This window comes from Salinisphaera orenii subsp. orenii MK-B5 (assembly GCF_003788635.1).
Taxonomy (GTDB): domain Bacteria; phylum Pseudomonadota; class Gammaproteobacteria; order Nevskiales; family Salinisphaeraceae; genus Salinisphaera; species Salinisphaera orenii.
The window spans coordinates 90,550-99,157 of the sequence record NZ_AYKH01000008.1 but is presented as its reverse complement, the minus strand read 5'-3'; the positions used below and the strand labels follow the sequence as shown (position 1 = coordinate 99,157).

The window sequence follows — 8,608 nt, the reverse complement described above, 5'->3', positions numbered from 1 at the left end:
GGGGGGGGGGGGGGGGGGGGGGAGCCGTTCGGCGACGACCGCACGGGCGGCATCGATGTCGGCGGCACGCGGCGCGGTATCGGCGGGTTGCATGACGATGGGCCGCGTTCAGGGCGCGCCCGGAGGCCGGGCTGCGCGAATCGGCGTGGCCGGCGATCGCCGTACAGGCGCGCCGCGGCCGTGCCGGCTTCGTTGCGACGCGTCCGTAGGTGCCGGTCGACCGCGCCGAGCGGTGGCGAGCGGGCTCGCATCGCCGGCTGGCGTTTGCGAGCACGCCGCTTGGCGGTCACGGCGACCGCGATTCGCATCGGACATGTGGCCCTCTATGGTCATCCCGTCAACCTAGGGCGGTTTCCGACGTGTCGCAATCCGGAGTCGGACGGATGGCGATGCTACGCCGGACGGCAATCGATCGACGGCCCCGGGCGGCGCGGGTGGCGCCTGCCGGACGGGTGGCCGTGGTGGCTGGGCCGCCGCCGAGCGGCGTCAGATGCCGGCCCACCATTCGTAGCCGCGATCCTCCCAGTAGCCGCCGTTGCCGCCCTGGATCGAGGCGAAGCTGTCCACCAGTTCGATGCGCATGACGTATTTCGCCATCTTGTAGCCGAGCTGGCGCTCCGCGCGCAGACGCAGCGGCGCGCCGTTGGCGATGGGCAGGCGGTCGTCGTTCAGACCGTAGGCGAGCAGGGTCTGGGGGTGATAGGCCTCGACCATGTCGATGCTTTCATAGTATTTGACCGGCCCGCCGTAGATATTGTCCGCGCAGTGAAAGACCACGTAGCGCGCGGCCGAGGTCGGGCGCACCCGGTCGAGTACCTCGCCGAGCACCGCGCCGGTCCATTTCGCGATACAGCTCCAGCCCTCCACGCAGTCGTGACGGGTGATCTGGGTGCGCGACGGCATGGCTTTAAGGTCATCGATCGAGAAATCGCCGGGCTGGCGCACGAGGCCGTCGATACGCAGGCGCCAGTCGGCGAAGCCGTTAGCGGCGTGGCGCTTGTAGTCGTCGTTGCTCGGATCGGTGCTGCCGTTGGCGCGCATGGTCGGCGCGATATCGCGTTCGCCGAACTCGCGCGCCAGCGACTCACGCGAAGACACCAGCCGCTGGGCGGCGCGGGTGAGGCGGTCGGTCGCGCCGAGCAGGTCCTGCACCCGGTCGTTGCGCGACAGGCTGTCGCAGCCGGTCAGGGCGGCGCTCGCGCCGAGCGCGCCCAGGCCGGTGATCAGGCGCCGGCGTTTCGGGTCGGGGAGGATGAGTTTCGAGTCACGCATGACGGTTGTCCTTGTCGGCCGGGGCGTCGTCGCCCAGGCGATAGCGGCCGGTGATCATGGAACGCAGGTTGTTGAACACGCCCGAGATCAGGACCAGCCCGAGATGAATCACGAAGAAGGCCACGAGCAAAAAGGCGAAGATGAAATGCAGCGTGCGTGCGCTCTGGCGGCCGCCGAACACGTCGAGCAGCCAGGGCCAGGCGGCGTTCATGGTCGGCGACATGGTCAGCCCGGTGAGCACCATCAGCGGCAGCAGGCCGAACAGCACCAGCAGATAGGTGAGCTTCTGCAGGCCGTTGTAGTCGGCGCTGTGATCGAACTTCAGCCGTGCGTGGTGGGCGATCGTGGCCGGCAGGCCGCGCCACTGGGCCGCGGTCGGCCAGACCAGCCGGCGTCGGGCCGGGCTGATCAGGGTGTAGACGAGATAGGCCAGCAGCAGCGGCGCGAAAACCCAGGCGGCGGCGAAATGCCAGTAGCGGCCCATGGCCAGCCACTGCGGGCCGGGCAGCGTGGCCCACGCCGGGAAGGCGCGCGTATCGAGCTCGCCGTCGTTGCGCGACAGGCCGAGCACGCCGGTCGTATTGATGCGGTAGCCGCCGATACGCACCACGCCCATGGGCGCGCCGTCGTCGCCGCGCATCGCGGTGATCTGCAGCGCCGGATCGTCGAAGCTGGAATCGTTGCCCCAGTAGAGCGCCGGGTGGGCGTTGAAGATCTGCAGCCCGCTCATCAGCAGGATCACCAGACAGACGAGATTGACCCAGTGCCAGACGCGGGTGAAAAGCCCGTGGCGCTTGATCACCCGGGCGCGCTCGGGCGGGTTGGCGTATGGATTGTCGTTGTGTTTGTTCATCGATAGGCCCGGTTCGAAAGAAAGGCTGCCCGCCGGCGCGAAGCCGGCCGGCAGCCGGGGACGACCTACATCTTGTCTTCTTTCATGCCGTCGTCGTGCGACATGCCGTCTTCGCCGGACATGCTGTCGTCGTGCGACATGTCGTCCGACTTCATGCCGTCATCGTGTGCCATGCCGTCGTCGGCCTTCATGCCATCGTCATGCGACATGCCATCATCGTGCGTCATGCCGCTGTCCTGCGACATCGCGCCGTCGTCATGGGACATGCTGTCTTCTTCCATGGCCAGGCCGGCGGCGCTCCACACCAGCACGCCCGAGAACAGCAGGGCGGTCAGCAGCGGGTTGCGAAGGGTCTTGAATTGCGTCATGAGAGTTCTCCGTAGAAAGAAAAGACGGACGGGCCTTGATTCATGTGTTTCTGCCCGGCCGGCCGCAGCGGTGCGCGGCTGCACATCAAGCTAGGCCCGGCCCGCCGCGCAATCATCACGAATCGATAACAGGCCGCCGGTTTAACGTTTCGTGATGTGCCCGGCGGGCCGATCGACGAGAATGGCGCCCAGCGACAGGGAGAACGGCATGGCGGAGCGCATTCTGTGCGTCGAGGACGACCCCGATATCGGGCGGCTGCTGGTCGCCATTCTCGGCGAGGCCGGCTATCCGGCGGACTGGGTGACCAGCGGCGAGCGCGCGCTCGAATGCTGGCGTGATGCCGCGCTGGTGGTACTCGATCTCATGCTGCCGGGCATCGACGGGCTGGCCGTCTGCCGGGAGATCCGGGGCCACGATGCCGGCATACCGCTGATCATGCTCACGGCGCTCGCCGGCACGCGCGACGTGGTGCTGGGCCTCGAGATCGGTGCCGACGACTACATCACCAAGCCGTTCGACGCCGCGATCCTGCTGGCCCGCGTGCAGGCGCTGCTGCGCCGGCGCCAGCGCGAGTCGGTATCGAGCGCGGCCGGTGCCACGTCGGCCCCCATCGTGGTGGGGCCGCTGCGCGTGGACATCGACAAGCACGAGGTGCGTATTGACGACGTGCCGGTGTCGCTCACGGCCAAGGAATTCGCGCTACTGGCCCTGTTCGCGCGCAATCCCGGCCACGGCTTCTCGCGCAGCGATTTGCTCGATCAGGTGTGGGGCCCGGAATTCGACGGCTTCGATCACACCGTCAACACCCATATCAACCGGCTGCGCGGCAAGATCGAGGCCGACCCGGCCGCGCCGCGCTATATCCAGACCGTCTGGGGCGTGGGCTACCGCTTCGTGGACCCGCACGACACGCCGGGCGACGCATGAGGCGCGCCTGGCAGCGGATCGCGAACGTATCGCGCAGCCTCTATGCGCGCATCGTGTTCGTCTATCTGGCCGGGCTGCTGCTGCTGTCGGTGACCGCGGCCTGGGTGGCGGTGAGTCAGTTCGAGCAGCTTGGCCGCGAGTGGCAGCAGCGCACCCAGATCGATCTCGCCGACAATCTCGCGCAGATCATGCGGGAGCCGCTCGGCGCCGGTCCGGATTCGCCGGCCGCGCACCGCGCCGCCGAGCGCATCCTGTCGATCAACCCGGCGGTATCGCTCTACCTGCTCGACGCCGAAGGCCGCGTGGTCGGCAACTACGCCGAGCCCGGCTGCAGCGCCAACGCGCGGGTGCCGGTGGGCACGCTCGAGGATCTGCTGGCCGACGAGCCCATGCTGCCGGTACTGCTCAACGCGCCGTGTTCGCATCGCGACAGCGTCTTTTCGGTGGCGCCGGTGCGCTTCGGGGCGGCCGCTCGACCGGGCTACCTGCTGGCCGTGCTCGATGCCGGCGCGCGCATGTCCATGTTCGCCATGCTGCGCACCAGCAGCATCACGCGCACGCTGCTCATCGCCGGCACGCTAGCGGTGGTGCTTGCCGGTGCGCTCGGCCTGCTGTTGTTCGCGCTGCTGACCCGGCGTTTTCGCAAGCTCACCGCGGCTGTGGAGCGGTTCGCGGTGGGCGACTATGGCCAGCGCATCGCGCCCGGTCGGGCCGACGAGATCGGTCATCTGTCACGCGCGTTCAACGATATGGCCGCGACCATCGAGGCCCAGCTCGACGCGCTGCGCGAAAACGACCGCCAGCGGCGGGAACTGGTCGCCAACCTGTCGCACGATTTCCGCACCCCGCTGACCTCGCTGCGCGGTTATGCCGAGCAGCTGCGCAAGGCCGACAACCTGCCGGCCGAGACCCGTCAGGCCCATCTGGCTGCGATCCTGGCCAACGCCGACCGGCTGACCCGGCTGGCGCGCCAGCTGTCGACGCTGGCCCGGGTCGACGCTTTCGAACGACCGCTGGGCGTGGACACGTTCTCGCTGGCGGAACTGATTCACGACATCGTCGGCAAGTTCCGCCCGCAGGCGCTCGAGGCGCGCGTGGAACTGGTGATCGACTGCGCGCCCACGCTCCCCGCCGTGGCCGCGGATCTCGCGCTCATCGACCGGGTGCTCGCCAATCTTCTCGACAACGCCGTCGCGGCGACGCCGGCGGGCGGCACGGTGCGGGTGTGCGCCCACGCCACGGGCTCGCGGGTCGAGGTGGCGGTCGTCGATACCGGCATCGGCCTGTCGGCGGATGAACTGACGCTCGTCACCCAGCGTTTCTATCGCACGCCGGCCTCGCGCCGGAACGGCGAGGGCTCGGGTCTGGGGCTGTCGATCGTCGACGAGATCTGTGCCCGGCACGGCACGCGTCTGCGGCTGCAAAGCACGCCGGGAGCGGGCACACGGGCGGCATTCGATCTGCCGATCGCGTGACCGAATCGTGAGGATTGCCGTGGCCGCGCGGGGCCGGTGCCGGCTCGAGCCGGCTGTCGGTCAATCGAAGGGGTCAAGGTGTGCTCGCCTCGTACGCCGCATGCCAGGCCTGGATTCGTGCTGCCGTTGCCGGCCGCGGCCGAGCGGTCGGTGGCGAGAGTGTGGCGCGACGATGATCGCGTCATCGCCGGGGCGGCCAGGGGTGCTTTGCGCGGAAGCCGGCACGGGGGCCGTCCCGCGCGAGTCGAGTGCGGCTCGCCCGTGAACCGTATCCATGAAAAAGGGCAGCTCGAAGGCTGCCCTCATGACGATACGACCTGCAGCGTCGATCTACATGCTGTCGTTGTCGCCGGTCAGGTCGTCCTGCGACTTGGCGCCGTTCTCCGACATCGCGTCGCTTTCGGACATGGCGTCGTCCTCGGACTGGCCCGCCTTGCCGTTCGACGTGCCGAGCTCGGACTTCGACATGCCGTTGTGATCGCTGCTGTGCGACTTCTCGGCCATGCCGCTTTCGCTCGACGCCTCGTCGGTGGTCATGCCGCTTTCGCCCGACATCGACTCGTCGGAGCCCGAATCCGACCCGGCGATCGCGGTGCCGCCCAGGGTGAGCGCGCCCGCACTGATCAGGGCGGCGAGCAGGGGCGTGAAGAAAGTCTTGTTCGAACGCATAGTGTTCTCCTTGGAATGCGCCGGACCCGCTTGGAGTCCGATCGGCCGGTGATGTCGTGGGCCGGCGGTGCCGGCCATACCACGCCGCGCGGCCTGACGCGACGTCGCAGACGGTAGGCTTACGGGTCGGGCGACGGTATCCGTGATGACACTTAGGCTCGCAGTGACACCGCTGGATGTGTGGTCGCCGATAGCGTTATGTATTAATGTATATAGCGATTATTCTCCGGCTATCGGTAACGCGGGCTGTCGTCGTGCCGGTCGCCGTCGATTCGACTTCAGCGAAGACCATGAGACTGATTCCAGGCCGGTTTCTCCGGCATGCCGTGGCCGTGTTTCTCTGCGCGATGGTCGTGCCGGCCGGCGCGGCCGCGCACGAGCGGTCGCTGCTGGTGTTCGCCGCGGCCAGCCTGAAGAATGCGATGGACGAGGTGGTCGCGGCCTACGAGGCCGACCACGACGTCGATATCGACGTCAGCTACGCCGGCAGTTCGACGCTGGCGCGCCAGATCGAGCGCGGTGCGCCGGCGGATGTGTTCGTCTCCGCCAACCGCGACTGGATGGATCGGCTGCAGGCCGACGGCCGGCTGAAGAACGCGTCGCGGGTCGACGTGCTGGCCAACGCGCTGGTGCTGGTGGCTCCGCGCGACAGCGATATCGACCTGCGGGTGGCGCCGGATTTCCCGATCGCGGAAACGCTGGCCGACGATTATCTCGCCATGGCCCACACCGAGGCCGTGCCCGCGGGCATCTACGGCCGCCAGGCGCTGCAGTCGCTGGGCGTATGGTCGGCGCTGGCGGGCCGAATCGCCCAGACTGAGGACGTGCGCGGGGCGCTGGCGCTGGTCGCGCGCGGCGAGGCGCCGCTGGGGGTGGTCTATGCCAGCGACGCCGTCGCCGAGGACGATGTGCGCGTGGTCGACGCCTTCCTGGACGATAGCCACGATTCGATCGTCTACCCCGCCGCGGTCGTCGCGGCGTCGGCCGCCGAGTCTGCGCCCGCGTTCGTGGAATTCCTGAACGGCGAAACCGCCGGCCGGGTGTTTCGCGACTGGGGCTTCAAGCGGCCCGGCGGGGGCGGCTAGCCGGTGCTGGACGCGGCCCAGGCCGAGATCCTCTGGCTGAGTCTGCAGGTCGCGCTGACCGCGGTAGCCTGCAGTCTGCCGCTGGCGCTGGCCGCGGCCTGGTTTCTGGCGCGCTCGCGCCGCCGCGGGCGGATGGTGCTGGATGCGCTCGTGCACCTGCCGCTGGTGCTGCCGCCGGTGGTCACCGGCTATCTGCTGCTGGTCGCGCTCGGGCGCAACAGCCCGCTGGGCGCCTGGCTGGACGCCACCTTCGGGTTGACCTTCGCCTTCCACTGGACCGGCGCGGCGCTGGCCGGTGCGGTGATGGGCTTTCCGCTGATGGTGCGCCCGATCAGACTGTCGCTGGAGGCCATCGACACGCGCGTGGAGGACGCCGCCGCCACGCTGGGCGCGTCGCCGATCTGGGTCCGGGTGACGGTCACGCTGCCGCTGGCGCTGCCGGGCATCATCGCCGGCATGGTACTGGCCTTCGCGCGTGCCCTCGGCGAGTTTGGCGCCACCATCACCTTCGCGGCCAACATCCCGGGCGAGACCCGCACGCTGCCGTTGGCGATCTACAGCTTCATCCAGGTGCCGGGCGGGGAGGCGCAGGCCGCGCAGCTGATCGCGATCTCGGTGGCCGTGTCGCTGGCGGCGCTGGTGGCCTCGGAGCTGATCGCGCGCCGGGTCAAGCGGCTGCGCGGGGCCGGCTGAGCCGATGCTGTCGCTGGACGTCGAACACCGCCTCGGCGATTTCGATCTGGCCTATGCGCTGGACAGCCGCGAGCGGGTGACCGGCCTGTTCGGCCCCTCCGGCGCCGGCAAGAGCACGCTGCTGCGGCTCGTCGCCGGGCTGATCACGCCCCGGCGCGGCCGGATCGAGATCGCCGGTCGCTGCGTGTTCGACAGCGACCGCGGCATTCGCGTGCCCGCGCACCGCCGGCGCATCGGCTATGTCTTCCAGCAGGCGCGGCTGTTCCCGCATCTGAACGTGGCCCGCAATCTGCGCTACGGCGCCTGGTTCGCGCGCGCCCGACCCGCCGCCGCGCGCTTCGACCGCGTCGTCGACATGCTCGATATCGGCGCGCTGCTCGATCGCCGCGTGGCCGGCCTGTCCGGCGGCGAGGCCCAGCGCGTGGCCATCGGCCGGGCGCTGCTGGCCAACCCGGCGATGCTGCTGCTGGACGAGCCGCTGGCCTCGCTCGACGCCGCCCGCAAGGCGGAGGTGCTGCCCTATATCGAACGCCTCAGCCGCGAGTCCGAGCTGCCGATCGTGTTCGTCTCTCATCAGCTCGACGAAATGCTGCGGCTGGCCAACCGTCATGTGGTGGCCCTGCGCGACGGCCGCGTCGTGTTCTCCGGCAAGAGCGCGGCCTTTCTGGCCCGCCCCGATTTGCTCGGCCCGGAGCACGCCCGCGACGCCGGCACGCTGCTGCGGGCCGAGATCCGCGGCACGGCCGCACACGGGCTGAGTGCGCTCGACTGCGAGGGCCAGCCGCTGTTCGTGCCGCGGCTGGATCAGGCCCCGGGCGGCCGCGTGCACCTGCACGTGCGTGCCCGCGACGTCATGCTCGCGCGCTCGCGGCCGGAGGACATCAGCGCGCTCAACGTGCTCGCCGGGCGCGTGGCCGCGATCGCGCAGGACGGCGATCAGGCGGTCGAGGTGACGCTGGCGATCGGCAACCAGCGTCTGGCGGCGCGCATCACCCGCTACTCGGCCGAACGCCTGGCGCTGGCCGAAGGCGAACCCCTGTACGCGGTGATCAAGAGCCTGGCGCTGGCCGAGCAGGCCTGGGCGCGTCTCGGCGGGCTGTAGGGTCGGGCTGTCGGATTGCCCCGACCGGCCCGATGCGCGAATCGCCGTGTGACGCGTCACCGTGGCGGCGCCGGACCGAGGCCGGATGGCGGCGACGACGCATTGCCCGATGCCTTCCGCACGCCTTGTCGAGGCGCCCGCTTCCTGCGCCCGACGGGCGCGG

The 8,608-nt window shown here is 69.7% G+C and carries 9 protein-coding genes; 5 read left to right on the top strand and 4 right to left on the bottom strand.

The window, feature by feature from the left end:
* Positions 1–486: 486 nt before the first annotated feature.
* From SAOR_RS05685 to SAOR_RS05675, 3 genes are all read right to left on the bottom strand, one after another.
* A complete protein-coding gene (locus SAOR_RS05685; protein ID WP_123630588.1) occupies positions 487–1,272 on the bottom strand; it encodes a molybdopterin-binding protein in 786 nt (261 codons plus the stop codon).
* On the bottom strand, positions 1,265–2,125 hold the full coding sequence (locus SAOR_RS05680) for a cytochrome b/b6 domain-containing protein (protein WP_123630587.1): 861 nt from the start codon (positions 2,123–2,125) through the stop codon (positions 1,265–1,267). Before SAOR_RS05680 ends, SAOR_RS05685 begins: the two co-directional genes overlap by 8 nt.
* A 65-nt stretch (positions 2,126–2,190) precedes the next feature.
* Complete coding sequence (locus SAOR_RS05675; RefSeq protein WP_123591836.1) at positions 2,191–2,493, bottom strand: hypothetical protein; 303 nt, start codon at positions 2,491–2,493, stop codon at positions 2,191–2,193.
* Between the two features lie 208 nt (positions 2,494–2,701).
* Here SAOR_RS05675 and SAOR_RS05670 point away from each other — a divergent pair, with 208 nt between their 5' ends.
* Together SAOR_RS05670 and SAOR_RS05665 are read left to right on the top strand one after the other, a co-directional pair.
* The gene (locus tag SAOR_RS05670; RefSeq protein WP_123630586.1) at positions 2,702–3,421 is read left to right on the top strand and encodes a response regulator transcription factor; all 720 of its coding nucleotides are present in this window, start codon (positions 2,702–2,704) and stop codon (positions 3,419–3,421) included.
* Positions 3,418–4,896: a sensor histidine kinase gene (locus SAOR_RS05665; RefSeq protein ID WP_123630585.1), complete on the top strand. Its 1,479-nt coding sequence runs from the start codon at positions 3,418–3,420 to the stop codon at positions 4,894–4,896. Before SAOR_RS05670 ends, SAOR_RS05665 begins: the two co-directional genes overlap by 4 nt.
* A 330-nt stretch (positions 4,897–5,226) precedes the next feature.
* Here the strand turns inward: SAOR_RS05665 and SAOR_RS05660 are convergent, their stop codons facing one another.
* Positions 5,227–5,565, bottom strand: coding sequence for a hypothetical protein (locus tag SAOR_RS05660; protein WP_123630584.1), 339 nt, complete (start codon positions 5,563–5,565; stop codon positions 5,227–5,229).
* A 290-nt stretch (positions 5,566–5,855) separates the two neighbouring features.
* On the opposite strand from SAOR_RS05660, the gene modA reads away from it, so the two are divergent.
* From modA to modC, 3 genes are read left to right on the top strand one after another with little or no spacing between them, the layout of a single operon-like run.
* Positions 5,856–6,650: a molybdate ABC transporter substrate-binding protein gene (gene modA, locus SAOR_RS05655; RefSeq protein WP_123630583.1), complete on the top strand. Its 795-nt coding sequence runs from the start codon at positions 5,856–5,858 to the stop codon at positions 6,648–6,650.
* A 3-nt stretch (positions 6,651–6,653) separates the two neighbouring features.
* Positions 6,654–7,343: a molybdate ABC transporter permease subunit gene (modB, locus tag SAOR_RS05650; RefSeq protein ID WP_123630582.1), complete on the top strand. Its 690-nt coding sequence runs from the start codon at positions 6,654–6,656 to the stop codon at positions 7,341–7,343.
* A gap of 4 nt (positions 7,344–7,347) precedes the next feature.
* Positions 7,348–8,445 (top strand): molybdenum ABC transporter ATP-binding protein, encoded by a 1,098-nt coding sequence (gene modC / locus SAOR_RS05645; RefSeq protein ID WP_123630581.1) that lies wholly within the window; start codon positions 7,348–7,350, stop codon positions 8,443–8,445.
* The last annotated feature ends 163 nt before the right edge of the window (positions 8,446–8,608 follow it).